Origin of the sequence: Streptococcus sp. AS14, assembly GCF_000286495.1 — a bacterium.
Taxonomy (GTDB): Bacteria; Bacillota; Bacilli; order Lactobacillales; family Streptococcaceae; genus Streptococcus; species Streptococcus sanguinis_P.
Map to the genome: position 1 here is coordinate 113,347 of NZ_ALKI01000016.1, position 25,050 is coordinate 138,396.

A 25,050-nucleotide genomic window follows, 5' to 3' on the forward strand; every position below is an offset into this window, starting at 1 on the left:
CTTTGTCAACTGTAGTGGGTTGATGGAAAATTATACCCTGGAGAGGACCAAATTGGTTCTCTCCTTTTAAATATTGAAAAAACCATTGGCAGTGGACATACTTTAAGACTATATATTTCTGAAACTAGTTTCACAATACAAATATTGACATGCAATTATTAATTGGTGGATTTGAAGTTGACATCTACAAAGGTTAATGTTAGAATACATTCAAAAATATATTTGAATGAGGTGTTTTATGATTCAAAATATTGTTACTTCAATAATCCTGTATTCTGGGACAGCCGTAGACTTACTTATTATCCTAATGTTATTTTTTGCCAAAAGAAAAAGCAGAAAGGACATCATTAACATCTATTTAGGACAATTTCTAGGCTCTGTTAGTCTAATATTCCTAAGTTTGCTTTTTGCATTTGTCTTAAATTATATTCCTAGTAAAGAGATTTTAGGTTTACTCGGTTTGATTCCAATTTTCCTAGGCCTCAAAGTTTTGCTTTTAGGAGATTCTGATGGAGAAGCTATTGCAAAAGATGGTTTGCGAAAAGACAATAAAAACCTGATTTTTCTAGTCGCTATGATTACTTTTGCAAGTTGTGGCGCTGATAATATTGGTGTCTTTGTCCCATATTTTACCACCTTAAATTTAGCGAATTTGATAGTGACTTTACTTACTTTTCTAGTCATGATTTATCTCTTGGTTTTTTCTGCCCAAAAATTAGCACAAGTCCCTTCTGTTGGAGAAACTTTGGAAAAATATAGTAGATGGTTTATTGCCGTTGTCTATTTAGGATTGGGGATGTATATCCTGATTGAAAACAACAGCTTTGACATGCTATGGGCTGTGTTAGGCTAGGAGAAAAAATTATGAAAAAAGATAGTATCTGTCAAGTGGATGTTATAAATCAACAAAATGTTACAACCGCAACGAACTACCTTGAAAAGGAAAAAGTCCAAAAATCACTTCGCATTTTATCAAAATTTACCGATAATAAACAGATAAATATCATCTTTTATCTCCTTGCCGTCGAAGAACTCTGTGTCTGCGATATAGCCTGTTTATTAAATCTCAGTATGGCATCTGCCTCCCACCATCTTCGTAAACTAGCCAATCAAAACATCTTGGACACTAGAAGAGAGGGGAAAATTATATATTATTTTATAAAGGATGAGGAAATCAGAGATTTTTTTAATCAACTAGGATAACAACTATTTTTACTACTTTTCCATGATTATAGGGAGATTATAATCGTTGTTGTTTCAACGGTAGCAAACTGGTTTTTACATAAAGTAATTGATAAACCCAATATAGATCAGAAAGAATTACTTGAAGCTACCGCACAATATAGAAAGTTATTGATACCTGACCTAATAATTAAAGGAGTGGGATTGATTCTATCCTTAATTGTCTATCCTCCGATTATGATGTATAGTGTTTTAATTGCGGCATTTTATATCATAACTTTAAAAACACTATCTGAAAAAAGAGTGAATAACTAAAAAAATGGTGATCAAAGTTAGGTGTATTATTTTAATGCTTACAGACCTAAACTATTCCCCTATTTATAATCTATTGATTCATATTTTATGAAATTAATCAGTAGATATCGTTCTGAAAAGCCTTGATAATACGCTGTTTTTAGTCCAACTGAAACCCATACTTTCCAAACCAGGCTTGAAAAAAGCTCGTAAAGCATCACAATTTAGTAAACGTTAAAACTTATTTAAACTTATTGAAAGCATTTCGTATCAAAAATACGGGATGCTTTTTCTGTTCACCCCAAATTTTTGTAACTAGGTGATACTTGAAATTAATACAAATTTGGTTGTTTTTGATAAATCTAAGCAACACTACATGATGAAGTGAAAGGGGATGAATCTTTGATAGTATTCACTTATTGTGAAATATGATATATTTATTAATTAGATGGATGAATACTTCTAGAGTTAAATATAGTATAATAGGGACATACTTTTTGGTTTATTTTTGTTTGTAGTCGGATTATGAAAGAATATCCAATATTATGCGATAAGATAGAATGTTACAAAAAAGAAAGGGGATGCAATCCGATGAAGAAAGACAGATTAATTGTATTGACAGATGCTGTTCTAGCAATTATTATGACCATCTTGGTTTTAGAGTTAGAAAAACCAACAACACCAAGTCTTGAAGCTTTTTGGGATTTACGGCAAAATTTCTTTGCTTGTTTTCTTTCCTTTTTCTGGTTGGGATCGTTATGGATGGCACTAAACACATTATGGGAAAAGGTTGAGAAAATTTCCTCAGAAATTATTTGGTGGAATTTGTTTCTACTCTTGGAGCGGCAGGAGTTCTCTTTGGAGAATTTCATGCCATCCAAGATACCAGTCTGAATGATGTGGTGGACCGGATCTATATAAATGTCAAGGATTTACCGTTTCAGTCCTTGGGAGCTTTAGCTAATATCCTGTCTGATATTAAGAAGGGACTGATTCAAGACAGTCATATCTGGTCTTTCTTCCAGTCATTTTTCAAACAATATCAGTTGATAATCAGCTTAAATCAGATCTATCAGTTTGTCTATCTTTCTCTGATGGAGATCATGTCCTATCTTCACTTTGATTATTGGAAAAAAACGGCTCGGTCAGGAGCTAGTATGAATAAGGAGAACAAATGAAACGTTTAAAAATGTTATGGCATATTATGCAGGTTACGGGTTTTACTCGGTTTGCTCTGAGTTTTGTGACCTTTGTTTTTGGGTCAGGAGGCGTGCTTTTCCTAGTTGAACCTGCTATCACAAATTACGGAGACGGTCTTTGGTATGCTTTTGTGACTTCGACGACTGTCGGCTACGGGGATCTCCTAGCTGTGACCTTGATTGGAAGGATTACCAGTGTCTTCTTGACGATTTATGGGCTCATATTTTTTGGCTGTTTATCAGCTGTTATTTTTAATTATTATACCAATTTAAATAAGGAAAGAGGAGAGGACAAATGACTGCCAATTATTCAACACGGGAATACCGTGAGAAATTATACGATGACCTTCATGTTCGATTGAGAGATACAGCGATTTTGATGTGTGCAATTTTTATTGCCTCTATCGGACTAAATATGAATTCAACAGCTGTCATTATAGGAGCCATGTTGATTTCACCTCTCATGACACCGATTGTTGGACTGGGATTCGGTTTAGCTATTTTTGATACGCGTTTAATCAAGCAATCTCTAGAGGTTTTATTGACTCAAGTGTTGGTCAGTTTGCTTGTCTCGACTCTGTATTTCTGGATTTCTCCCTTGTCTTATGCAAGTAGCGAGTTGATTGCACGAACCTCTCCAACCATTTGGGATGTCCTCATTGCTATTGCTGGTGGGATTGCTGGTGTGATCGGTTCAAGGAAAAAAGAAGCAAACAATATCGTGCCAGGAGTAGCCATTGCTACAGCTCTGATGCCGCCTATCTGTACTGCTGGCTATGGTTTAGCTAATGGGAATGTACGATTTTTATTGGGGGCTCTCTATCTTTTCTTGATCAACTGTGTCTTTATCATGCTAGCCAACATTGTTGGAACAAGAATTTTGATGAGAAAATCTCCTTTAACTTCATTTAAAGAGCTGAGCATTAAAATGAGAATTGGCTTGATATCTTTGATTGTATTGTTGATTCTTCCAGCTAGCTATTCGGCAGTTACTCTGACAATAGAACAAGCGCGCAAAGAAGGGATCAAACAGTTTGTAGGAAAAGAGTTCGCCAATTATACGGTTATTAATCAAGTCTACAAGTCAAGTAACAATGAATTGGTCTTGACGGTTGTTGGAGATCCGATTTCAGAAGAAGAATTAGAAACACTCCACCAAAAACAAGCCTCTTACGGTATTCAATCTGTTCAATTGAAAGTGAATCAAGTTCAGAACTCGCCAACATTAGATAGTGAAGCGACCAAGGAATTTTATGAAAACATTGACAAGTATATTGATCAAAAACTCTCTGAAAAAGATTCACAAAACGATCTCGTAAAAGAAAATGAAGCAGACAAGGATTGAGGACAATGAACTGAATCGGTTTTTACGCCGTGTTTTTCTTGTATCTTCCTCTTTCTTACTTATAGCAGGTTGTTTTTGCTTGAATAAGAAATAAATTAGAAGTTCTATCATCTAAGAAAAATGATGAACAAAAAATCATTTAACTAATGGTGTGAACGTTTAGTGTTTATCAGCTCCATTCTCTGTAATTTTGGGGGTAAAATCCACACCATTCGGATAAAATTAGTTGAATTTGATTGGAAAAAAGCTTTTATAAAAGCGGAGAAAAGTCTTGATATTACGCTGTTTTTAGTCCAACTGAAATTCATACTTTCCAAACCAGGTCTTAAGAAAGCTCGTAAAGCGTCACAATTCTCAAAACGTTAATCAATACGATACTATCAACATTTACAGACATTCAAGAATTTCTCTTGGATGTCTTTTTTGATGTAAAAAACAATTTAACCTAAAAATACACCAAGATTCAAAATCTTGGTGTATTATCTTTTTTTAGATAATTGTTCTCTAAAAAGTTTTGTCATTTGTTTTTGTCCGGCAGGAGTACCTAGTGCTTCTTTGCTTATTTCTCCTTTAAATATTTGTTCCATTAAAAATAGGTAAGCCTCGCCTAAAGCAGTTGTAATTAATCCAGCAGTGGTTCCAGAAATCGTTCCGCCAACTGCTGTTCCTACTCCGGGAATAAATTTGAGTATATTAGAGACAATTGTTTTTCCGAGGAATGTTGCTCCCCCAGACCCTAAGGTTGAGGATACAAAGGCGGTTAGAAAAGTTTTATTTATATCAAGGCCAAATATTACAGTGATGCCAGTAATCATGCTTATCTGGGTTGGAACAAGCATGAATGCATCTGCGAATGGAACTGGAGCGAAACCTTCACCAAAACTTGCTGCTACTGCAGTCGCAATGACTGCCCTAGCATGTTTTTTTTTAGATTCCAGAGATACTTTTTGGATATTTTGGAGAGTATCTTGTAGTTCAGTTGGCAATACCTCAGACATTACATCAATCAAAGTATCTAATCCAAAAGCTTTAGCGACATATTCCTCATCAAAATCCATATCTTGAGCTAAAATTGGCACAACTTTACAAACATCTAAGTTTTCCTGCTCAACATGAGCTTTCATTTCTAGTGCTTTCTTCTTAGGTACAGATTGAGTAAGGACAACAATGATAGGTACCTTAGACGTTTTATTCTTCTCAGAAAACTCTCTAAGCCATTCCACTTCCGAACTATCGAAAGTACGGTTTGAACCGACATTAATACAATACCAAATGCAGTGGATCACCTCATTGATATCATTAGAAGAGTAACCGTTGTTAATTAGGTTAATCACTTCATCTTTGACACTCTCCTGTTGGGTATATGATAATTCAAAGCCGGGTGTATCATAGATAGCCAAAGGATATCCATTTTTTTCAATTTTGCGAATTTCCTGAGTTACTGGTCTACCCAATCCAGTATCGGCAAAATTACCTCTAAACAAACTGTTGATTAGTGTGCTTTTACCGACACCTGATTTCCCAATTACGATGATGTTTAATCTTTTTAAATTGTGAATTCTATCATTAATCGCATTGAGACATTGTTGCGCAATATTGTCAGTATTAATTTGCATGTTCTTCTACCTTTTTATATTCAGATTTTTTAACCAATTTGTCCTTGCAATCAAAAGTTACTTTTCGATGATTAGTTATTTTTACTTGCTTTTTATACAAATAATTTGTAGTTTTTTTCAAAACTTTAGGCAGAATCACTGTAGAAGCTAGAATTAAAACTCCACTTCCTAAGATATATTTTACTTTAGAAGAATTTCTTTTTTTGTTACCTTTTGTCTTTGACATAATATTTCTCACTAATATGATTTTTAAAATAATTATATCATATAAGAAATTAAAAGAGTCAATTTAATGATTTTGGTTATCTCTTTGTTTTAAAGATTTTAGAACAACTTCTCCGATAGAAATTGAAGTAATGTTAGCAGAGTTCTATTAGGTGTAATGAAGAGGATGTAAAGATCTTGAAGATAGAGAAGTAGTTATGTGGTTTTCAGCCTGTCTGGCTCTCCAAGGTACAAGAAAAATAAACCACCTGCCTTGCGTGTGTGGTCCCTAGATGGGTGGCTATGATTTGTAAAATAAGTCTAAGTAAATTGCTTGATAAGATTTAGTAATTTATAGATTTTAAAAAATTTATATAGTAAACTAGATGTGTAGCATTGGGTTTTGAGTGACTGAAAAATTAGTATGGATCGTACCAGTTGTTTTAGAGAATTAATGTGGTATCAAAAAAATTAAGGAGACGTTATGAAGAAACGAACGAAAATCATAATTGCAACAATTACATCAATAGTGGCGCTCGTAAGTCTGGGAGGATGTGCCATGACTCAAAAAGAAAGTAATAAGCAAGATAAGAAAGTTGCTTCTTCAAAAAAGGATATTGCAGATGACAAGGAAGCTATCAAACAAAAACAACTCGCCTATCTCAAAGAACATGAGCAGGAAATAATCGATTTTGTGAAAGCCCAAAGTCCAAAAATTGAATCAGTTCAGATTGATTGGGAAGAGACGCAATGGAGTGATGGCGGTCTTACAAATCCCGAGTATTATATTAATGTTTTTGGGCGTATAAATAATATTGAAGAATCGGGTTGGGGAGTGGACATCCCAATTAATGATGATGAAAGTGTAAATCTTGAAGAAATGATTATGGGTGATTACATAAGTATCGGAGGTGAACCAATTACCTAATTAGAATTTGAAAGATTTTAATGATATATATGCTTCATTAGCGGTATCAACCTATAGGGATAGACCTAATCATTTTCCATATGAATAATTAGATTTGGAAAGCCGGATAGTACTTGATTCAGGTAAATTAATGTCATGAATACAGAACTGTTGGCCATTCAATAAGGCGACAGCCAAAAGATTAAAAAGAAAAGTTTAAACTTTCTTGGTGTTGCTAGACAAAAAAATTAGCGGTATAATATTAATAAAATAATACAAGGAGGCGCTATGAAAAAAAGAACGAAAATCATACTTGCAACAGTTACATCAATAGTGGCGCTAGTAAGTATAGGAGGATGTACCATGACTCAAAAAGAAAACAATAAACAAGATAAGAAAGTTGCTTCTTCAAAAAAGGCTATCAAAGATGATAAAGAAACCATCAAGCAAAAACAGCTTGCTTATCTCAAAGAGCATGAACAAGAAATTATAGATTATGTGAAAACTCAAAGTCCAAAAGTCGAATCGGTTCAGATTGATTGGGATGATGTTAGATGGAGTGAAGCGAGTAATGGTACTCCTCAAGGTGGAGGAAAAATGTTACAAATTTATGGAGGTTTCAATAATATTGAGAGCTCAAGTTGGGGAACATTAATTCCAATAAACGATGATGGGACATTAAATATGGATGAAATGTTTCTTAGTAATCCACTAAGAATAGGAGGTGATCTTTTTGCCTAACTGGAATTTGAAGAATTTTAATAATATATATGCTTCATTAGCGGAATCAGCCTATAGGGATAGACCGAATGGATTTAGTTTTGAACAATTGCTTCCTAAAGAACAAAAGATACTTAATTCTGGTAAGTCTTTAGTATTTGACTTCTCTATAGATGCAAAAGATAAAAAAGGTCAAGTTACCCAAGGTGGTGGCACTGATCTCCCCAACCAAGGGAAGGTTTATCTTCAACCTGACAATGAAGGACTGCTCGAAGACAAAAATTCAGGCTACAATGCCTACTATGTCACAGATACTGATACGATTAACCAAAATACCAAACAAACCTATTTTGCTGTTCGTGGGAGCGATGGTTTCGGAATTGATTTAGGTGAGGCACAAAAGGACTGGGGTGGATACTTGCAGACATACAACCCTAGCGATTTCAACTTCCAAGACTGGATTTACAATGATGCAGCTTTTGCTCTGACAGACGCGATTATTCCTCAAGCTAAGTATGCAACCGAAGGCATGAAGGCAAAAATAGCTGAACTAAATCAATATGCAGCACCAGATGCCAAGATGGATATAACAGCTCATTCATTGGGGACGATGACTTCGATACAAGGGGTTGCAGGACTTAATGAGGAAGAGTTGAGTAAGGTTGGCCATATTGTTCTTTTTGATGGTCCGGATCCTACTAAGAGTCTAGAAAAAGCAGGTTATGGCGATAAAATCCCACAATTAGATGCTAAAACAACTTATTATGTTAACCCTTTTGATCCTGTTAGTATGCTCAATCGTGATAAACCTTGGGATCAGCAATTTGGTGATGTCAGAGTGGTAGTTCCGATCGAATATACAAGTATGATGGATAAACACTCCTCCCATGACTTGGGCGCTTATCAGATAGATAGTAAGGGAAATCTCTTAGAGGTTTCTGAAGACTATCACCCTGAGTTGTGGAAAGCAGGTCATAAACTTGCGGACTTAAACAAAAAGAGCATTGAAAATATAAAAAGATATGTTCCAGAAAAAGTGATTGAAAAATTAGTAACCATGAGTCCAGAGGAGTTTAATAGATTAGCGGGACAACTACTAGATAGTATGAAAGAGGGAAGTCTATTAGGGATTAAAAAAAGTATAATTGAGATAAAAGATAAATTGGGGTTGAGCTGGGAAGAAGTACGGAATATTTTTAATAACAGAGATAAGCTCATAGACACATATGAAAATTATGAAAAGGAATATGCAAAAATCATCAAGGATGCAAAGAAGGAGTCTTTGGAATGGGATCGAGAGAATCTCGATCTTAAGAATCCGAATAATTTACACGAGAGAATCAAGCGTGCAGGTAGTTACGAAGATCGTATTTTGCTGAGGAGTCAGCTATTGTATACTGCTGTAGAATTGGCTGGTTCAGATATTGAACAAAAGATATCTGAAGTGAAAACTGCCTTAGCTGATGCCGAATCAAATCTTAAGGAATTTATCGACTCTAAGAGAAGTGCTATTGAGGCTCTAGGAAGTTTGTTGTCTGCTTCGGAGATAGAGGGGCTAATGTCAGAACTGTCCTTTGAAAACTTGTGGGATTCAGGGATTAACGAATTAAATATCACTCATTTAAAAGAATTTGAAACTAAGATAACTAATTTCTCTCAAAGTATGATTCAGTGTGCACAAAATCTTGAGCAAGTAGATGCTCAAGGTGCTGCAGATATTTTTGCAGCCTTCTCTTGATTGTACTGAAGTTTAAATGATAAAAGCAAAGGATAATTATGGCAGAGAAAACAAGTGAAAATATTGTAATAGAAATATTGAAGAATCAACAAAGAGTAGCTATAAAAGCGGCTGTTATAGCCTCTGTAGCAGCTGCCAAGGCCAAGAGAGAGGCGCTTCAACAAACATTAAATACCAAAGCACAAGAACTGCAAGATTATGCTAAAAATACATATAATACGAATATCACGGATGGGCTAGAAGGTCAAGCAGCAAATGCAGCTAAAGACTATCTATCGCAAATGCCAAAACCAGAATTAACAAGTCCAATCAAAAGTTAGTTTTAGGTGATAAAGATGAATGCAGAAATTTATAGACTGGATGAACAGTTTGATAAAAAGATGAGGGAATTAAAGAAAAAAGAGGAATATTTAGAAGACAATTTGTCTTATGTCCTTCATACGACAGAGCAATTAAAAGATGAAGTTTATCAAATAGCAAACGGAGAACTGCCTGTGGAGGCGTATCCCGATATTTTTCAAATGGATACTAATGCAGAGTTGTTTCGAAAAGATGTTCTTGAGCAAATCGATGATATCGGTGAGGAACGCTCAAAACTTCGTTGGGATTATGAGGAGCAATTAGATGCTCTCTATAAGAAAAAAGCTAAAAAGCAAAATAACTAAGCAAGTATTGGAGTTTTAGGAGATTAAATGTTTACAGACATTCAAGAATTTACTCTTGGATGTCTTTTTTTCACTATTCAACTCCACCATAAAATTCTTCTATTACTTTCATAGAAAATATATATTAGCCAGATAGGGGCAATCATAGTAAAATAGCTATCAAAATAGACTAAAGGAGTTTGGGATGAAAATCGTTTCTTTATGGTCAAAGATTTCTCTGGGCTTGCAGTTGTTGATTGCTTTGATTTTGGGTGTTCTTGTTGCTCTTATCTGGCCGCAGTTTTCGGCTTTTTACCAGTTTTTGGGTCAAGCTTTTATCAGTTTGATTAATATGGTGATTATTCCGCTAGTCTTTCCGGTTGTAGTCGTAGCTGTGGCTGGTGTGATCGGCAAGAAATCTTTCGGGAAGCTTTTGTCAAAGAGTCTGCTCTATTTCTTTGCGGTCACGACGGCGATTACCTTTATTTTTGTCTTTGCAGCTTATTATCTAGGCTTTGGTCAGGGAGTCAATATCGGTCAGGCGGGAGCCAGCATTGATGGGATTGCCAAAAGTATTCAATTGGATGAGTTTTTTCTTAGCTTCATTCCCTCCAATATCATCAAGTCGCTTTCAGAAGGGGCTTTGCTTCCTATTATTGTTTTTGCTATATTTTTAGGTTTTGGGCTTGGAAGTCTCAAGGAAGAAAAGACTCAGAAAGCTGTTGAGCTGCTGCAGATTTGGATTGAGGCTATTTATAAAATTGTCGGTGTGATTGTGAAGCTGTCTCCGATTGGTATTTTTGGTTTTATTGCTAAGGATGTGGCTACGACAGGAGTTGACAAGTTGGTCGGTTTGGGGCAATTTGTAGCAGGAACTTATCTGGCTTATGCGGTGCTAGCTTTAGTGATTTTTCCATTGCTTGCTCTCGCTTTCAGAATTCCTTATTTGTCAAGCTTACAACGGATTTGGAGTCTTCTGACTTTGGCTTTTGTCTCTGGCAGTTCCAGTGTTGTCCTGCCGCCTCTGTTGAAAGATTTAAAGAAGCAGGGGTATGATGAGCATGTCATAGATTTGGTTGTGCCTTTGGGTTACACTTTTAATCTTGAGGGGGCCGCTGTGTATTTCTCTGTAGCAACTATTTTTATTGCCCATGCTTATGGGATTGCTTTTTCTGTATCAGGACTTTTCTTTACTGTTTTGCTTTTGACTTTGATTGGTAAAACAGCTGCGACGGTGCCTTCTGGAGCGATTGTTGTCTTGCTGGCAGCTGCGCCTCAGCTAGGCCTACCGGTGGAAGGCGTTGCCTTGATTTTTGCGGTTGATTTCTTTGTCAATGCTGGTCGAACTGCCCTCAATGTTCTAGGCCAGGTCTTGGCCGTCAGTGTTATTGAAAAGACGGAAGGCAATGTAGTAGAAGAATCGAAAAGCAGTAAGCTGGCTGTTCGGTATTCATAATGGAGAGGAGACTTATGAGCCAAGCAAAAGTATACGTTATTCATGAAAATTTGGAGTGGACGCAGCACTTGGTCAAGTGGCTGGAGGAAAAAGATGTGCCCTATGAACTATGGGATTTGTCAAGTGGGATCCTAGATTTGCAGAGTCCGCCCCCAACAGGAATTTTCTACAATCGGATGTCAGCCTCTTCTCATACGCGTGGACACCGCTATGCACCGGAATTTACAGAGCAAGTTCTAACTTGGCTGGAAGCTCACGGTCGCAAGGTCATCAACGGCAGCGGGGCTATTAATCTGGAAATCAGCAAAATTAAACAATATTTGAAGCTTTCTGAGGCTGGAATTGCTTATCCAGAGACAGTAGCCATTTTGGGACAGGAGAATATTCTTGAGGCAGCTAGAAAGCTTAATATTTATCCCCTGATTACCAAGCATAATCGGGCGGGGAAAGGTTTGGGAGTGCAGCTCTTCAATAGTGAGGAAGAGTTGGAATCCTATGTAGAGAGTCCTGCTTTTGAGCCTTCTGTGGATGGGATTACCCTGCTTCAGGCCTATATCAAGCCTGCGGATGGTCGGATTCGTCGTTCGGAGTTTATCAACCAGAAGTTTCTTTATACTGTGTCCATTGATTCATCAGATGGCTTTCAGCTTTGTCCGGCAGATGGGTGTCAGATTGGGCAAAAGCCTGCTCAGTTGGAAACATCGGATAAGTTTCAAATCACGGAGCCGCTGCCTGCTAGTCAAAGACAGGCTTATGAGACATTTCTAGCTCAGGCTGGTATTGATGTGGCGGCTATTGAGTGGGTAGAGTCGGAGACGGGTCAGATCTATGTCTATGATGTGAACACCAATACCAACTATAATCCGACAGCGGAAGAAAAAGCAGGAATTTTTGCCCATCAGCACTTGGCAGAATATCTAAAGAACGAGCTGGCAGCATCCTATCCAGAATAAATTTAAAACAAACAAAAGCTTTCCGTTTTGGAGGTTTTTTGTTTTTTCTTCGTTTCTAAAATATGACATCTGTCATTTTGTTTTTGTGACAAACGTTAGGTGAAGCGCTTACAAAAATTTGTTATATTTAGATTATTGAGATTGCTTCTTTTTTATAAGGGAGTTAGGTGCTAAATGAGGTGTTCATTTTGAACAAAGAAAATTGAAAGGAGTGCGGTATGTAGAAGTAATTTGGTTGTGAGGAGTCTGGTTTAATTTTTAGATTATTGAGGTGTGTCATGAAAAATAATCGGGAAAAAGTGTGTAAAAATTGGTTTATGAGAAAAAGCGGCAAGCGTTGGGTTTTTGGGTGTGCCTTGCTAGCTTTTGGAGCTTTCTTGTTAGATGGCGGCGGAGTGGTTTATGCGGATGAGGGTAAGGCTAATCCAGCTCCTGCTCAGGTCTTGCAGACTGATTCTTCAGCTGTCTCGGAGCCTGAGAGCGGGCAAACAGCTGCTCCTACAAGGAATGCCGATAAGACAGAGAACCTTGTAGCTGGGGAGACTGCAGCGACGGAAGCAGGTAGTCAGGATGCAGCAGTAGAGTCAGCCAATCAAAAGACTGATAAGGAAGATCAAGTCACAGCAAATGCCAAAGAGACCAAACAGGAAGAAGACGAACAGCCAGCGGCGAAGGAAGTTGCTTCGGAAAAACTCCCTGCCGCAGAGACTGTAGATAAGCAGTCAGGCTTCAATAGCAATTTAGCAGAAGCCAAGGGAGACAAAAATGGAGTTTGGGAAGTCCGGGAACAAGGTCTTTATAGTGATGCCAGAGGCAAAGGTGATAGTTTCCTTTACTCTCAAAGTCAGGGCAAGGATTTTGTTTACTCAACGGATGTAACCTTCCTCAGTAAGGAAGGGGCGGCAGCCCTCATTTTCCGCAGTAATAATAATCCGGATGACAAGAGCAGCTATGCAGTTAATATTGATGGTGGCAGCAACAATGTGAAGTTTTGGCGTTGGCAAGGCGGGCGTGACTATCAGTTTATCAATGAAAAGCATATTGAACCTACGGATGATAATAAATATCGGCTCAAGGTCGTTTCTATTGGCTCTTGGGTATCCTACTATGTCAATGATATTCTAGTGGCCAGCTCAGGAGATTACACGCTTCAGAGAGATGATAAGGGGCAGAATACTTATCTGTCAGAAGGTTATTTTGGCTTACTTAACTGGAACAGTGAGCTGCTTTTTCAAAATACCTTTTATAAAGAAATCACTCCTCAGTCTAATCCCGAGTTGGAGGATATAAGGGTGACTTCTTCGGTTGGGAAAGTGGAGCAGAAAGGTCAGTTTACTGCTCCTATCACTATCCAGTATGTCAAGCATGATGCTGAGACTGTAGACTTGACTGTCGTAACGAAAAATCCTGCTACCAAGGTAAGCGTGACCGATGCTGCAGGTAGGGTTTATAGTGATTTGAAGAATATTCCGCTGGCAGTGGGGGCAAACTATTTGACTGTGACCAGCACTGTGACGGATGCGGATGGGCAGGAGGTCAGCCTGACTTATTGGCTCAATGTCCATCGTCGGCAGGCAGATGAGGTATACTACAATGAGCTCTATCGCGGTCAGTATCATTATTCGGTCAAGGACGGTTGGGCCAATGATCCCAACGGGCTGGTTTATTACAAGGGAGTCTATCATTTCTTCTATCAGTTTTATGACGATACCAAGTGGGGGCCTATGCACTGGGGTCATGCGACCAGCAAGGATTTGATTCATTGGGAAGAACAGCCGATTGCTTTTTATCCGGATGCTAATGGGGCTATGTTCTCAGGCTCTATCGTAGCAGATGCTACCAATTCCTCTGGTTTATTTGACAATGACCAGGGCGGTTTAGTCGCTCTGATTACTGCTGACGGAAACGGTCAGCGCATTAAGTTAGCCTACAGTAAAGATGAGGGCCGGACTTGGACGAAGCTTGATCAAATTGCAGCTGACTGGACGGATGATCCACTGCAGTCTCAAGATTTTCGTGACCCCAAGGTCTTCCGTTGGGAGGGCAAATGGTTTATGGTCGTTGCAGGCGGACCGCTGAGAATTTATTCGTCTGATAATCTGCGTAATTGGAAGGTGGAGTCAACTTATGCAGATCTCCATACGGAGTGCCCAGATCTCTATCCTCTGCTGGCAGACGATGGTAGCCTAAAATGGGTCCTGTCTCGTGGCGGGCGCTCCTATAAGGTCGGTGATTTTAGAAAGGTGGCGGGCAAGTGGACCTTCGTCCCAGATGCTGAGTTTGCTCAGGCTGATCAGGTCATGAACTTTGGTAAAGACTCTTATGCGGCCATGACTTACTACGTTCAGGACTTTGGTAGCAAGGCTAATCCAACCCTACCTGACATTATCGCGTCTAACTGGATGAATACCTGGGAGGACTACTGTAATCTGGTAGCCGATACCGTCGGTCAGAAGTTCAACGGCACCTTCAATCTTAACCTCAAACTAGGCCTTATCAAGCAAGACGGTAGCTATCGGCTGACTCAGACGCCAATAGCAGCCTATCAGTCTTTGCGTCAGGAAGACAAGGCTGTGTTGTATAAAGACGTGGAAGTTAGTGAGAAGAATGGGCTGTTGAAAGATTTTTCCGGTGATCAGTATGAAATTGTCTCTACTTTCCGGCCGAGTGAAACGACCAAGAAAGTCGGTTTTAACCTACGGGTTGGAGATGGAGAAGTGACTAGAGTTACCTATGATTTAGAAAAGGAAATTCTCTCTATTGACCGCAGCCAGTCCGGCATTCTTCTCAGTAATAAATTTGCTCAGGTGGATAGTCAGTCCGTCAAGCGCAATGCGGATGGCAGCATAGATCTGCATCTCTACATAGATCGCTCCAGCCTAGAAGTCTTTGCCAAAGGATATACTGTGGCGGGTGCCAATCAGATATTCCCTGCGCCAAATAGCCTTGCGGCTAGTGTTTTTGTAGAAGGTGGTGCTGCTAAGGCTGACATTGCTCTTTATCCGCTGAAGGGCATCTGGAAAGACAAGCAGGCAGCGACCAAACCACTGGAACTAGTGCAGGCTTCTCCTGTAACAAATAATATTTATGTCGGTGATAGTTTGGATTTGAAAGCATATGTCATGCCAGCAAGTGTCTCTCAAGCGGTCAGCTGGAGTGTGGATCAGCCAGACTTGGTCTCTGTCACGGAAGATGGCAATAAGCTGCGAGTGACTGCTCTGCAAAGGGGTGTGGTCAAGGTAACGGCAACCTCTAAGGAAAATCCAAGCCTTTCCAAGGTCTTCACCATCAATATCAGCCGTAATGACTTTAAGACCAATGTTCCAGATCTAAAAGCTGTTTCCGGTAAGTGGTATGTCGACGGTGAAAGTCTCTATAATCAGAATACCAGTGCCAATGATTATTATATGGGAGGTCAGAAGATTCCTTTCCCTGAGTATAACTTGGATGTGGATCTCAAGTATCAAAAAGGCTTGATTAACATCTTCTATGCGTCTGAAAATGTTGATCCTCGCAATGCTTATTCTATTCAATTTGGCGATAATGATAAGATTCGACTTTACCGCTTTATGGGAGAGACGATTGCAGAAAGTAGCATGAATGGCAAGCATCTTAATGACGGCCAGTTCCACCATGTTAAGCTAGTGAAAACTAAAAATGGTGTCAGTGTATCTGTGGACGGTGTAGAATACCTGAACCACCAATTTGATACGGTTGAGCCTTATTATAATGATGCCTACGTCGGTCTAGGACTCTGGGATGGAGACTTGGAAGCGCGCAATTTCTTTGTGACCAATCTTCATGCCCCAGCAGTTAATAAGGCTTCTCTGCAGAAAGTGGTAGACAGTACGGTTAGTCTAGATCCAAGCCTCTACACAGATGAGACAGTTCAGGCTTACCAGTCAGCCTTGGCTCGAGCCCAGTCTCTCTTGGCAGATGAAAAAGCGGAGCAGGCAGATTTAGATAGAGCAGAGCAAGATCTGAAGACAGCTCTTGCTGCTCTGGCTGTGAAACCAAGTCATCAGGTCACTCCGGAAGAGGGGATAAAGGACCTAGTGGAAGAAAAACCTTTCTTAGAAGTCATAATGGAAGAGATTGCATATCAGACCCGAGAACAGGAAAATCCAGAACTGGAACAAGGGCAGCGGAGGATACTTGTAGCTGGCCAAAAAGGTCAAAAGCGAGTCTTTGTAGAAGTCTTGAACGGTCAGCGAACCGTCCTCGGTCAGGAAGTGTTCTCTCTAGCAGTTGACGAACTAGTAGAAGTTGGCAGCAAGGTGGTGGCTGAAAGTGCTAAACAGCCTTTGACAAGGACCCAACCTCAAGCTCTGAAGCAAGGTGAGGAAGGAAAAGTTATTTCGTCGCCAAGATTGCAGCCAGCTCCCGACTCAGCTCTGCCTAAGACTGGCACTCAAGAAGATAAGTTTCTGCCTCTGGCTGGTTTAGCTTTTCTGGGAATGGGTCTTCTAGCTGGAAGAAAGAAGCAAGAAGACTAAGATGCTAAGCAATGGTTATTTGCACATAAAAAGGATGGGTGTTTTCCCGTCCTTTTTTTATATAATTACGGCTTGTGAAGTGATTCGTTTTTGGCTGAGCTTGCTCCAGTATCTGGCAAGAAATTCCGCTACATCCTCTTTCCTCCTTTTTTAATCCTCTATCCGAACTTGCATCCGGATGAACATATCGCGGTGCTGCTCCTGGAGTTGTGGCTGTTCATGGATGACCTCGCAGATATAATCACCCACAGGAGTATACCCAGCTTGAGTCAGAGCCTGGTAAAAATGCGGCAGAGCTTCAAGTTCATCTGCAAAGGAAGAGCAGTAAGCAACAGCATAATTTCCTGCCGGAAGCAACATTCGATTTAAGTGAGGGAGTTCATTGGGAGTATGATGGAAGAGACAGAGTTGTTTGGAAATCCATCTTTCTTTTTGGAAATCTTCTTGTTTCATAATGGAACCAACACGACTGAAATGGGTGAAAAAAGGACTGTAACGCAGGATTTCTTGTTTGAAGTAGCGGAGAGCAAGTTCGTATTCCTCACTTTTCATTTGATAAATGTTTTGATCAATTTCAAAAGTAAGCAGCTGCCGTTCAGGAAAAGTTAGAATTTCCAGTTCTTGCTCGCTCTGCTTTTCGCCATAGATACGGGCACCAGACCGAAAGATTTCGATTTCTTGGATTTGTTTTTCTAAATTCTCTTTTTCCTCTAGAAGACGCTGATAGCGCTCCTCGATAAGCTGGTGCAGTTGAAAATGGTCTTTGTCAGATAGGATTTCTTTGATGTCTTCTAGAGAAAAATTCAGTTGACGCAGGTACTGAATGGAGTCAACCAGAGAAGATTGATTGATGTGGTAGTAGCGATAGTTGGTTTCTGGATCGACTTTATAGGGTTTTAAAAGACCGATTTGGTCATAGAATCTTAGAGTTTGGATGGAAATCTGATTTATTTGGGAAAACTCTCCGATACGCAAAATTTTTTTCATTTTTTAAAACCCTCTATTGACTCTCTAGTTACTAGAGATATTATACTACAATTGTGAAAATAATAACAATTAGTGGAGGGTTTGCCATGAGAAATACAAAAATTCGTGCTGTTCAGTATGGCTGCGGCAAGATGTCTAAAGTGATTTTCAAGTACCTACTGGATCACGGTGTAGAAATTGTCGGAGCTATTGATAACAATCCTGCTGTAGTAGGACAGGATGTTGGTGATTTTGCAGAGCTAGGCTATAAGACTGGCGTCCTGATTTCTGATAATGCTGAACGTGTCTTTGGAGAGTGTGACGCAGACATTGCCATTGTCACCATTGCTTCCTATATGCCAGAAATGTATAATTTTTTTGAAACAGCCATCAAGCATGGGGTGAATATCATCACGACCTGTGAGGAAGCTATCTACCCTTGGACGACGTCGCCATCCGAAACAAACCGCTTGGACAAGCTGGCCAAAGAATATGGTGTCACAGTAATGGGCTCAGGCATGCAGGATATTTACTGGATTAATATGCCTTGCTTGGCTATGTCTGGCCTTAATCGCATTCAAAAGGTGAAAGGGATTGCCAGCTATAATGTGGAAGATTATGGTCTGGCTTTGGCAGAAGCGCATGGTGCTGGTTACGATTCAGAGCGATTTGAAAAGGAAATTGCCAGTGCTGAGAGTCTGCCGTCCTATATGTGGAATGCTGCTGAAGCTATTTGCTCTAAGATGAACTGGACCATTCAGGATATTTCACAAAAGAGCGTTCCTTATATTTTGGATGAAGATGTTTATTCTGAAACGCTGGGACGTACAGTTCCGGCGGGGCAAGTAACAGGTATGTCAGCTGTGACAACCATTCATACCCATCAGGGAATTGAGTTGGAAGTAGAGTGTATTGGCAAGGTCTATCGTGAAAATGACGGCGATATGTGTGATTGGGAAATTACTGGCGAACCAAATCTAGTCTTCTCAGTCAGCAAGCCTGATACTGTAGCCTTGACCTGTGCCACTATCGTCAATCGAATCCCTTCTGTGTTAGATGCACCGGCAGGTTATGTAACCTCAGAGTTGGCGCGTGACTTGGCCTATCCGACCTATCCGCTTCATACCTATGTGGAAAAATAACAAAGCTTATAACTAAAAATACACCTCCCGCATCAATTGGGAGGTGTGTTTTTAAGTATTAGTCTTCCTTTTTCTTTAAAAGTAAGAGTCCAGCTGCCCCTGCGATTAGGAGTCCAGCTAGAGCAAAGCTAGTAGGTTTTTCTTGACTGCCGGTCTGCGGAAGGGTCTGACTCTTGTAGGTCAGGACTACTGTTTGAGCCGGTGGATTCACTGTAGCAGGCTTCCAGTCAAGGACTGTCTGACTTGGTGCTTGATAGGTTGGGTCAGGTGCCGCAGGACTTGGAAGATCTGTCAGCTCGGCCAACTGGCTGCCAAAGATAGCGTTGGAGATCCAGCGGTAGAAGTGAACAGGGTGAAGCCGATTGGTCGGATTGCCAGCATAGACAAAGAGAGGCTGCTCTTTATAAGTGCCGGCAATAGCTACGACTTTGTTGGCCAGTTGTTCATTGCCAGGCCACCAGCCAGCGATGTAGAAGTCGCTGCCAGCAATGCTAGCAAGAGTCCTAAAGTTGGCAGGAATCTTAGCAATCCAGTTACCAGAGTTGGAGTAAAAGAGTCCATCCTTCTTGTAGCCGCTGGTCAGCGGGTCTTGGTCTTGTATAACGGCCTTCATCAGTCCTTCATAGTCACTGCCGTTCTTGAAGCGCTCAGCGTCAAATCCATCTAGGATTCCTAGTTTTTCCAAGTGCTGCATAGCAGAGCCTCCGACGACGATGGTTGGCTTAAGTCCGACAAGAGACTTGTCATAGTCGTTGCTTTCAAGGACGATGACGTCCGCTTCTTCTGGGCTGTCAACGATTTCAAAGCCCATATTTTTCAGAGCCAAAGCAGTGTGAGCGGGTGAGTCCACACCTGCCCAGTAAAACTGATGTGGCGGTGCGTAGACCTTGAGAGGTTTCAGAGTCGGCCCCTGTGGAATCTTATAGAGGGCATCACCGTAAATAGCATAACGATCTAAAAGGCTGGTAAAGGTTGGTGTATCAACGATGTAGCCATCATCTGTCAGGTAGACCTTCTTACCTTCAGCAAGAGCTTTGTTGACGGCCCTGACCGCACTCTCAGACGTATTGGCAATGACGTAATAAGGCGCTTTCTGATCAACCTGACTGGTACGTGCAGCACGGAGGGCTGTCACGTCGCCTAGCTTGCCTTCAAAGAGCTTGTCGCCAAAGACTGGTTGGGCTTTGAAGCCTTTCATATCAGGGAAATTGACGACCAATTCCGCATACATGGCAGCCCACTTGGATTCATTTGAGCCTTTGTAGAGGACATGGTTGGCATAGCCGCGCTTGGCCTGGGCCATATCGACAACCAAATCGCCTTTTTTATAGTTGCCGCTGTCTTCCTTGAGTTCTTTGACAAGGACACCGTTGCGCTTGAAATAGTCAATCATATTAAAGGCTTCTTGGGTATCGTTGTCCTTGTCTACTCCCATCGGGATGACATAGTAGTCTGGGAAGAATTTTTCCTGGCCTTTTTTAATCCGGCCTACGACCTGACCATCTGGTCCGACGAGTTCATTTTCTGCCTTAGGATCTTCGACTTTATTGATGCCGCGCAGGTAGAAGTTGAGACGCATCTCCATGAGCTTGTCGGGGTTCTGAGCTAGATAGTCAAGGCCTCCTAGAACTGCATAATATCCAGCCTTGTAGGACTCTTGATTGCCCTCGGGAATTTCGATGGTATGTCCCAAGATGCCATGATACATAGAATAAACCGCTGTGTAGCCGGAGAAGGAATCGTCCCATCCGTCTCCCCAGTCCAGTTTTGGAATGATGTATTTGTCGTAGCCAGAGTTGGCAACGCCGGCCCGTCCCATATGATGGGCATTGTCCAGCATGAGGTCGGCTAAAAGGTCATATTCAAAGTTAGGATCGTGAGGCGGGGTTGCTGGCTCAATCAGGAATTCCTTGACAAAGCCGTGGATATCATAGAGGGCAATTGGGTTCCATTTGTTAATCAATCCAGCAACGGTGCGGGTTTCAGGATTGGCTTGGTAGCCAGTATCACGGTTGGGGTCAAGGCCATTGGCCAGAGCCCGAGTGTTGAGGACATCTCCGTCAGGGTTCTCCGTAAAGTCAAAGAGGAAGATAAACTTCTTCAGCAATTCTTGGATGTTGAGGGTGACCATCTTTTCGGAGCCATCAGCAGCACTTGTTTTGAAGCTGACTTGGTCTTTGGTGGCAAAGGTCTTAAAGAGACCTGTGATAATATCAATCCCCGGCTGTTCATCAGCGTGGGTATTGTTGATGAGAACAGGCAGTTTATAGTCTAGGTTGCCATTTTTGAGGGCTGCCAGCATTTCAGCTGGTTTTGTCAAGGCCTGAGGATTGGTTTTACTGAGGTAGTCATCAATGCTCTTTTGGTCGGAACTAATGATACCCAGCTTGATATCACGACCCTGAGCGCTCTTTCCGATGTTCTCAATCTGTACCAAGCGGTCCGTTTTAGCATCCTGTCTGCTCTTTTCAATAGATGCCAGCATTTCCTCATGGCTGTGGAAGTCTTCGTAAGGGCGCAAGACGATATTTTTACGAATGGTCAGTCCTAGGTCCTGACTTCTACCGACCAATTCATGGCTACCGATAAAGTTTCGATAGGTCCGGCGGATATTGTTGGGAGAGCGTAGGCTGAGATCTTGTCCGAAAAGTTCCTTGAACTGCAGATTCAGATGAAGGTCGTTCCCGTCAGCCTTTTCCTCAATTGTGACAAAGGGTTGGCCGGTAAAGGTGCCGCTGTCCATGTTCCAGGTTTTCCAGTCAGCAATCGGTTTATTGTCCAGAGTCCAGGTCAGCTTGCCTGCCTGAGAGCCCTGTCCTTGGACGGTATCCTTGAGCTCTGCAGACTCAGACATATAAACGGTGCCATCAGACAGCTGGGTCTTGGCTTCTTCAGAAGCAGCTGCTCTTGTTTGAGCTGCTGCAGAGACAGCTGGATTGTCCGCTGCAGGAGCAGGATTCTGTTCTTTTTCTCCTGTCTGATTTGGAGCAGCTTGAGCAGCTTCTGTCGCAGGAGTTACAGCCTCTACCTGATTGGCAGCTGGCTGTGACTCAGTGCTGTTCTGCTGGTCAGCCGCAGCCTTGCCCTGAGCTAAAACAGCCATCAATACTGCGGCTGATAAACTCAAGGCCTGAGTATAGAGACGCTTCTTGTATGAATCGTTCATTAGGAAATCTCCTTTGTGTAAAACATTCTATATTTAGTATAACAAATATAGAAAGCGCTTTCAAACAAAAAATAGAAAAACATACAAAGATGTTCAAAATAGTTTCTCAGGTGAATTGCTGAGCATATGAGAATCTTCCTTGTTTCAAGTGCTATTTGTAATATCCGAACCTTCTGCCTTTATTTTCTGAAATAGTATACAAAATCCTCGAATTTATGCTACAATGAGACAAACTAAAAATGATTGGAGCCAAGCATGAAAGCAATTATTACCGTTGTCGGAAAAGATAAAACAGGGATTGTAGCCGGAGTTTCTACTAAGATTGCGGAGCTGGGGTTGAATATTGATGATATTTCCCAAACCGTTTTGGAGGAATATTTCACTATGATGGCCTTGGTGTCAAGCGATGAAAAGCAAGATTTTACGGCCCTTCGCAATGAGTTTGAAGCTTTCGGCCAAGTGCTCAACGTTAAAATCAACATTCAAAGCGCAGCCATTTTTGATGCCATGTACAATATCTAAGGAGTGAAGGATGGATATTAGACAAGTAACAGAAACCATTGCCATGATTGAGGAGCAGAATTTTGATATTCGGACCATCACCATGGGTATTTCACTCTTGGACTGTATCGACACAGATATTGATTGGGCGGCGGAGAAGATTTACAAAAAAATCACGACCAAAGCGAAAGACTTGGTGGCAGTTGGGGATGAAATTGCTGCAGAGCTTGGGATTCCTATCGTCAACAAGCGGGTTTCAGTGACTCCGATTTCGCTGATTGGGGCAGCAACAGACAGCAGAGACTATGTGCCTTTGGCCAAGGCTTTAGACAAGGCAGCCAAGGAAATCGGCGTTGACTTTATCGGTGGTTTTTCTGCCTTGGTCCAAAAGGGCTATCAAAAAGGCGATGAAATCCTCATTAATTCCATTCCGCGTGCTTTGGCTGAGACGGACAAGGTCTGCTCCTCTGTCAATATCGGCTCAACCAAGACTGGCATCAATATGACAGCAGTTGCAGATATGGGGCGGATTATCAAGGAAACGGCCCAGCTTTCTGACATGGGGGCGGCCAAGCTAGTTGTCTTTGCCAATGCGGTAGAGGACAATCCTTTCATGGCAGGCGCCTTCCATGGTGTCGGTGAAGCAGATGTGGTCATCAATGTCGGTGTTTCTGGGCCTGGGGTCGTCAAGCGGGCTTTAGAAAAGGTCCGTGGTGAGAGCTTTGATGTGGTCGCTGAAACGGTCAAGAAAACGGCCTTCAAAATCACTCGTATCGGTCAGTTGGTCGGTCAGATGGCTAGTGAGCGTCTGGGCGTCAAGTTCGGGATTGTTGATTTGAGTCTGGCTCCAACACCAGCGGTCGGGGACTCGGTGGCCCGTGTCTTGGAAGAAATGGGTTTGGAAACAGTCGGCACTCATGGTACGACAGCGGCACTTGCCCTGCTCAATGACCAAGTCAAAAAAGGCGGTGTCATGGCTTGCAATCAGGTTGGCGGACTGTCTGGTGCTTTCATCCCTGTGTCAGAAGACGAGGGCATGATTGCGGCTGTGCAAAACGGCTCGCTCAATCTAGAAAAGCTAGAAGCGATGACAGCTATCTGCTCAGTAGGCTTGGATATGATTGCCATTCCAGAAGCGACACCGGCTGAAACCATTGCGGCCATGATTGCGGATGAAGCAGCGATTGGCGTCATTAATCAAAAGACGACAGCTGTGCGGATTATTCCGAAAGGCAAGGAAGGCGATATGATTGAATTTGGCGGACTCTTGGGAACAGCTCCAGTCATGAAGGTCAATCAGGCTTCGTCAGCGGCCTTTATAGCACGTGGCGGTCAGATTCCAGCGCCCATTCACAGCTTTAAAAACTAAAAAGCTAGATTTAAAACAGTTTTTAAGAAAGCATCGTAAAGGACAGCTATTCAGTTTCCGAGTAGGAGTTTGCGGGATTGAATCTAGCTGGATGCTTGAAATATAGGGGATTATAAGGAGATTGTTTAGGTTATGAATAAAAGAGAGCTAGCTGAGCTGGCCCTTGATTTAGGTTTGGATTTTGATAAGGAGAGCGGCATTATATATGGCCGTAGAAGGGATTATGCTTTTTATCTAGAGACCATAACAGATGGCGACGAATTTGCGATTTTTTTCTCGGTCAGATGTGAGCAAGGTTATATCGGTCGAGATACCTTGGAAGCGTTGATTAACGATTCCGAGGTTTTGATTGATTTTGAGAGAGCTGGCTACAGCCTAGCCTGTCAGATTTTGGCTGATCAGGATCGGGATCTGCTGCCGGATATTTTGGAGGAGGCTATCGAAGACTGCACCCGCTACTTTGAGGAGCAAGGGCTGATTAGCGCCTGTGAGAAAACTGGTGAAATCGGAGATGTGGACCTGTATCAGTTTAAAGGAGATTGGCTTTTTCTCACGCCATCTAGCTATGAGCGGATGGTTTCCATCTCGCAGGATAAGGTGACAAAGCGCTCCCTTCCTCATCAAAATCCGCAGAAAATACATTATTTGCTGGGGCTTATCGGAGCATTCTTGACGAGCTTGCTTGGTGCATGTCTTGTCTTCTTCCTGACAGGTGCATCCTTGGCCATGGGCTTCATATCAAGTTTTACACTGCTATTTAGCATTGCTTGCTATGAAAAGTTTGTCAAAGGCATTTCTGTTTTAGGAATTGTGGCAAGTTTCTTTTTTACTTTAGCGATGAGCTTTGTAGCTGTTCAAATTGGTTATGCCAATTCTTTTTACCAAGGGGAAGGCAATATTTTGCAAGCCATTATCGCTATTAATAAAGCTGCTTTATCCGGACAGTTTGGTCTTAATTATTGGCTCCATTATCTGTACATTATTCTTGGGTGTGTCAGTGCCGTCAAAGTTCATATTAAGTCTCTATAGTTGATTAGATGCTGATTTCACGGTGAGCCGCTGTCTATCATAGTGGGAAACCGGGTTCTCCCTCTTCTTTATCATAAAGAATTCGAAGGCCTTTTTCAAAATATACTATAACAAACAAAAATA

22 protein-coding genes and 1 pseudogene are annotated in these 25,050 nt (G+C 41.2%); 19 read left to right on the forward strand and 4 right to left on the reverse strand.

Features of this window, described 5'->3' with window-relative positions; genetic code table 11:
- Window positions 1-238 precede the first annotated feature (238 nt).
- The 7 genes and pseudogenes from HMPREF1150_RS03405 (at window position 239) to HMPREF1150_RS03385 (ending at window position 4,020) form a co-directional block, all read left to right on the forward strand.
- Complete coding sequence (locus HMPREF1150_RS03405; RefSeq protein ID WP_002911684.1) at window positions 239-853, forward strand: CadD family cadmium resistance transporter; 615 nt, start codon at window positions 239-241, stop codon at window positions 851-853.
- A gap of 11 nt (window positions 854-864) precedes the next feature.
- Window positions 865-1,203, forward strand: coding sequence for a Cd(II)/Zn(II)-sensing metalloregulatory transcriptional regulator CadX (gene cadX, locus HMPREF1150_RS03400; RefSeq protein WP_000711078.1), 339 nt, complete (start codon window positions 865-867; stop codon window positions 1,201-1,203).
- A 42-nt stretch (window positions 1,204-1,245) separates the two neighbouring features.
- A pseudogene (locus HMPREF1150_RS12295) lies at window positions 1,246-1,497 on the forward strand (hypothetical protein); the annotation flags it as partial.
- A gap of 570 nt (window positions 1,498-2,067) precedes the next feature.
- On the forward strand, window positions 2,068-2,370 hold the full coding sequence (locus tag HMPREF1150_RS11825; protein ID WP_006151097.1) for a TMEM175 family protein: 303 nt from the start codon (window positions 2,068-2,070) through the stop codon (window positions 2,368-2,370).
- Complete coding sequence (locus HMPREF1150_RS03395) at window positions 2,295-2,654, forward strand: hypothetical protein (RefSeq protein ID WP_000397555.1); 360 nt, start codon at window positions 2,295-2,297, stop codon at window positions 2,652-2,654. Before HMPREF1150_RS11825 ends, HMPREF1150_RS03395 begins: the two co-directional genes overlap by 76 nt.
- A complete protein-coding gene (locus tag HMPREF1150_RS03390) occupies window positions 2,651-2,974 on the forward strand; it encodes a potassium channel family protein (RefSeq protein ID WP_000825751.1) in 324 nt (107 codons plus the stop codon). The genes HMPREF1150_RS03395 and HMPREF1150_RS03390 overlap by 4 nt, the downstream gene beginning before the upstream one ends.
- Window positions 2,971-4,020, forward strand: coding sequence for a DUF389 domain-containing protein (locus HMPREF1150_RS03385; RefSeq protein ID WP_000126416.1), 1,050 nt, complete (start codon window positions 2,971-2,973; stop codon window positions 4,018-4,020). Before HMPREF1150_RS03390 ends, HMPREF1150_RS03385 begins: the two co-directional genes overlap by 4 nt.
- Before the next feature lie 479 nt (window positions 4,021-4,499).
- Here HMPREF1150_RS03385 and HMPREF1150_RS03380 read toward each other — a convergent pair whose 3' ends face one another.
- Both HMPREF1150_RS03380 and HMPREF1150_RS03375 read right to left on the reverse strand, forming a co-directional pair.
- Window positions 4,500-5,636, reverse strand: a complete 1,137-nt coding sequence (locus tag HMPREF1150_RS03380) for a YcjF family protein (RefSeq protein ID WP_002911688.1) — start codon at window positions 5,634-5,636, stop codon at window positions 4,500-4,502.
- On the reverse strand, window positions 5,626-5,862 hold the full coding sequence (locus HMPREF1150_RS03375) for a hypothetical protein (RefSeq protein WP_002911689.1): 237 nt from the start codon (window positions 5,860-5,862) through the stop codon (window positions 5,626-5,628). The genes HMPREF1150_RS03380 and HMPREF1150_RS03375 overlap by 11 nt, the downstream gene beginning before the upstream one ends.
- 462 nt (window positions 5,863-6,324) lie before the next feature.
- Here HMPREF1150_RS03375 and HMPREF1150_RS03370 point away from each other — a divergent pair, with 462 nt between their 5' ends.
- The 8 genes from HMPREF1150_RS03370 to HMPREF1150_RS03335 all read left to right on the forward strand — a co-directional run bounded on the left by HMPREF1150_RS03370 (window position 6,325) and on the right by HMPREF1150_RS03335 (window position 16,754).
- On the forward strand, window positions 6,325-6,768 hold the full coding sequence (locus HMPREF1150_RS03370) for a hypothetical protein (protein WP_002908719.1): 444 nt from the start codon (window positions 6,325-6,327) through the stop codon (window positions 6,766-6,768).
- Window positions 6,769-7,035: 267 nt separating this feature from the next.
- Entirely contained in the window at window positions 7,036-7,488 is a 453-nt protein-coding gene (locus HMPREF1150_RS03365; RefSeq protein ID WP_032905594.1) for a hypothetical protein, read from the forward strand.
- Window positions 7,472-9,205, forward strand: a complete 1,734-nt coding sequence (locus tag HMPREF1150_RS03360; protein WP_152904139.1) for a hypothetical protein — start codon at window positions 7,472-7,474, stop codon at window positions 9,203-9,205. Before HMPREF1150_RS03365 ends, HMPREF1150_RS03360 begins: the two co-directional genes overlap by 17 nt.
- Before the next feature lie 38 nt (window positions 9,206-9,243).
- Complete coding sequence (locus tag HMPREF1150_RS03355) at window positions 9,244-9,525, forward strand: hypothetical protein (protein WP_002908722.1); 282 nt, start codon at window positions 9,244-9,246, stop codon at window positions 9,523-9,525.
- 15 nt (window positions 9,526-9,540) lie between these two features.
- Window positions 9,541-9,870: a hypothetical protein gene (locus tag HMPREF1150_RS03350; protein ID WP_002908723.1), complete on the forward strand. Its 330-nt coding sequence runs from the start codon at window positions 9,541-9,543 to the stop codon at window positions 9,868-9,870.
- A gap of 184 nt (window positions 9,871-10,054) precedes the next feature.
- Window positions 10,055-11,305 carry a dicarboxylate/amino acid:cation symporter gene (locus HMPREF1150_RS03345; RefSeq protein ID WP_002908724.1) on the forward strand — a complete coding sequence of 417 codons (1,251 nt, stop codon included), beginning with the start codon at window positions 10,055-10,057 and terminating at the stop codon, window positions 11,303-11,305.
- Window positions 11,306-11,319: 14 nt separating this feature from the next.
- Entirely contained in the window at window positions 11,320-12,258 is a 939-nt protein-coding gene (locus HMPREF1150_RS12170) for a RimK family alpha-L-glutamate ligase (RefSeq protein WP_009660041.1), read from the forward strand.
- Between the two features lie 278 nt (window positions 12,259-12,536).
- Window positions 12,537-16,754, forward strand: coding sequence for a GH32 C-terminal domain-containing protein (locus HMPREF1150_RS03335; protein WP_009660062.1), 4,218 nt, complete (start codon window positions 12,537-12,539; stop codon window positions 16,752-16,754).
- 150 nt (window positions 16,755-16,904) lie between these two features.
- On the opposite strand, the gene HMPREF1150_RS03330 is transcribed toward HMPREF1150_RS03335, so the two are convergent.
- Entirely contained in the window at window positions 16,905-17,741 is an 837-nt protein-coding gene (locus HMPREF1150_RS03330; RefSeq protein WP_009660054.1) for a helix-turn-helix domain-containing protein, read from the reverse strand.
- Window positions 17,742-17,827: 86 nt separating this feature from the next.
- Between HMPREF1150_RS03330 and HMPREF1150_RS03325 the strand changes: the two genes are divergently transcribed.
- Window positions 17,828-18,862, forward strand: a complete 1,035-nt coding sequence (locus HMPREF1150_RS03325; protein ID WP_009660109.1) for a dihydrodipicolinate reductase — start codon at window positions 17,828-17,830, stop codon at window positions 18,860-18,862.
- Between the two features lie 58 nt (window positions 18,863-18,920).
- Here the strand turns inward: HMPREF1150_RS03325 and HMPREF1150_RS03320 are convergent, their stop codons facing one another.
- Complete coding sequence (locus HMPREF1150_RS03320; RefSeq protein ID WP_009660065.1) at window positions 18,921-22,028, reverse strand: LPXTG-anchored zinc carboxypeptidase; 3,108 nt, start codon at window positions 22,026-22,028, stop codon at window positions 18,921-18,923.
- A 255-nt stretch (window positions 22,029-22,283) separates the two neighbouring features.
- Between HMPREF1150_RS03320 and HMPREF1150_RS03315 the strand changes: the two genes are divergently transcribed.
- The 3 genes from HMPREF1150_RS03315 (at window position 22,284) to HMPREF1150_RS03305 (ending at window position 24,927) form a co-directional block, all read left to right on the forward strand.
- Entirely contained in the window at window positions 22,284-22,550 is a 267-nt protein-coding gene (locus HMPREF1150_RS03315; protein ID WP_009660056.1) for an ACT domain-containing protein, read from the forward strand.
- A gap of 10 nt (window positions 22,551-22,560) precedes the next feature.
- On the forward strand, window positions 22,561-23,898 hold the full coding sequence (locus tag HMPREF1150_RS03310) for a PFL family protein (protein ID WP_002905355.1): 1,338 nt from the start codon (window positions 22,561-22,563) through the stop codon (window positions 23,896-23,898).
- A 132-nt stretch (window positions 23,899-24,030) separates the two neighbouring features.
- On the forward strand, window positions 24,031-24,927 hold the full coding sequence (locus tag HMPREF1150_RS03305; RefSeq protein WP_009660051.1) for a hypothetical protein: 897 nt from the start codon (window positions 24,031-24,033) through the stop codon (window positions 24,925-24,927).
- Window positions 24,928-25,050: the final 123 nt, after the last annotated feature.

What these genes read in the sequence shown, in the direction of transcription:
- HMPREF1150_RS03350 (WP_002908723.1), top strand. Translation starts at nt 9,541, where the DNA reads ATGAATGCAGAAATTTATAGACTGGATGAACAGTTTGATAAAAAGATG.
- HMPREF1150_RS12170 (WP_009660041.1), top strand. Translation starts at nt 11,320, where the DNA reads ATGAGCCAAGCAAAAGTATACGTTATTCATGAAAATTTGGAGTGGACG.
- HMPREF1150_RS03325 (WP_009660109.1), top strand. Translation starts at nt 17,828, where the DNA reads ATGAGAAATACAAAAATTCGTGCTGTTCAGTATGGCTGCGGCAAGATG.
- HMPREF1150_RS03330 (WP_009660054.1), bottom strand. Translation starts at nt 17,741, where the DNA reads ATGAAAAAAATTTTGCGTATCGGAGAGTTTTCCCAAATAAATCAGATT.
- HMPREF1150_RS03380 (WP_002911688.1), bottom strand. Translation starts at nt 5,636, where the DNA reads ATGCAAATTAATACTGACAATATTGCGCAACAATGTCTCAATGCGATT.
- HMPREF1150_RS03305 (WP_009660051.1), top strand. Translation starts at nt 24,031, where the DNA reads ATGAATAAAAGAGAGCTAGCTGAGCTGGCCCTTGATTTAGGTTTGGAT.
- HMPREF1150_RS11825 (WP_006151097.1), top strand. Translation starts at nt 2,068, where the DNA reads ATGAAGAAAGACAGATTAATTGTATTGACAGATGCTGTTCTAGCAATT.
- HMPREF1150_RS03370 (WP_002908719.1), top strand. Translation starts at nt 6,325, where the DNA reads ATGAAGAAACGAACGAAAATCATAATTGCAACAATTACATCAATAGTG.
- HMPREF1150_RS03310 (WP_002905355.1), top strand. Translation starts at nt 22,561, where the DNA reads ATGGATATTAGACAAGTAACAGAAACCATTGCCATGATTGAGGAGCAG.
- HMPREF1150_RS03405 (WP_002911684.1), top strand. Translation starts at nt 239, where the DNA reads ATGATTCAAAATATTGTTACTTCAATAATCCTGTATTCTGGGACAGCC.
- cadX (WP_000711078.1), top strand. Translation starts at nt 865, where the DNA reads ATGAAAAAAGATAGTATCTGTCAAGTGGATGTTATAAATCAACAAAAT.
- HMPREF1150_RS03390 (WP_000825751.1), top strand. Translation starts at nt 2,651, where the DNA reads ATGAAACGTTTAAAAATGTTATGGCATATTATGCAGGTTACGGGTTTT.
- HMPREF1150_RS03375 (WP_002911689.1), bottom strand. Translation starts at nt 5,862, where the DNA reads ATGTCAAAGACAAAAGGTAACAAAAAAAGAAATTCTTCTAAAGTAAAA.
- HMPREF1150_RS03315 (WP_009660056.1), top strand. Translation starts at nt 22,284, where the DNA reads ATGAAAGCAATTATTACCGTTGTCGGAAAAGATAAAACAGGGATTGTA.
- HMPREF1150_RS03355 (WP_002908722.1), top strand. Translation starts at nt 9,244, where the DNA reads ATGGCAGAGAAAACAAGTGAAAATATTGTAATAGAAATATTGAAGAAT.
- HMPREF1150_RS03335 (WP_009660062.1), top strand. Translation starts at nt 12,537, where the DNA reads ATGAAAAATAATCGGGAAAAAGTGTGTAAAAATTGGTTTATGAGAAAA.
- HMPREF1150_RS03365 (WP_032905594.1), top strand. Translation starts at nt 7,036, where the DNA reads ATGAAAAAAAGAACGAAAATCATACTTGCAACAGTTACATCAATAGTG.
- HMPREF1150_RS03385 (WP_000126416.1), top strand. Translation starts at nt 2,971, where the DNA reads ATGACTGCCAATTATTCAACACGGGAATACCGTGAGAAATTATACGAT.
- HMPREF1150_RS03345 (WP_002908724.1), top strand. Translation starts at nt 10,055, where the DNA reads ATGAAAATCGTTTCTTTATGGTCAAAGATTTCTCTGGGCTTGCAGTTG.
- HMPREF1150_RS03320 (WP_009660065.1), bottom strand. Translation starts at nt 22,028, where the DNA reads ATGAACGATTCATACAAGAAGCGTCTCTATACTCAGGCCTTGAGTTTA.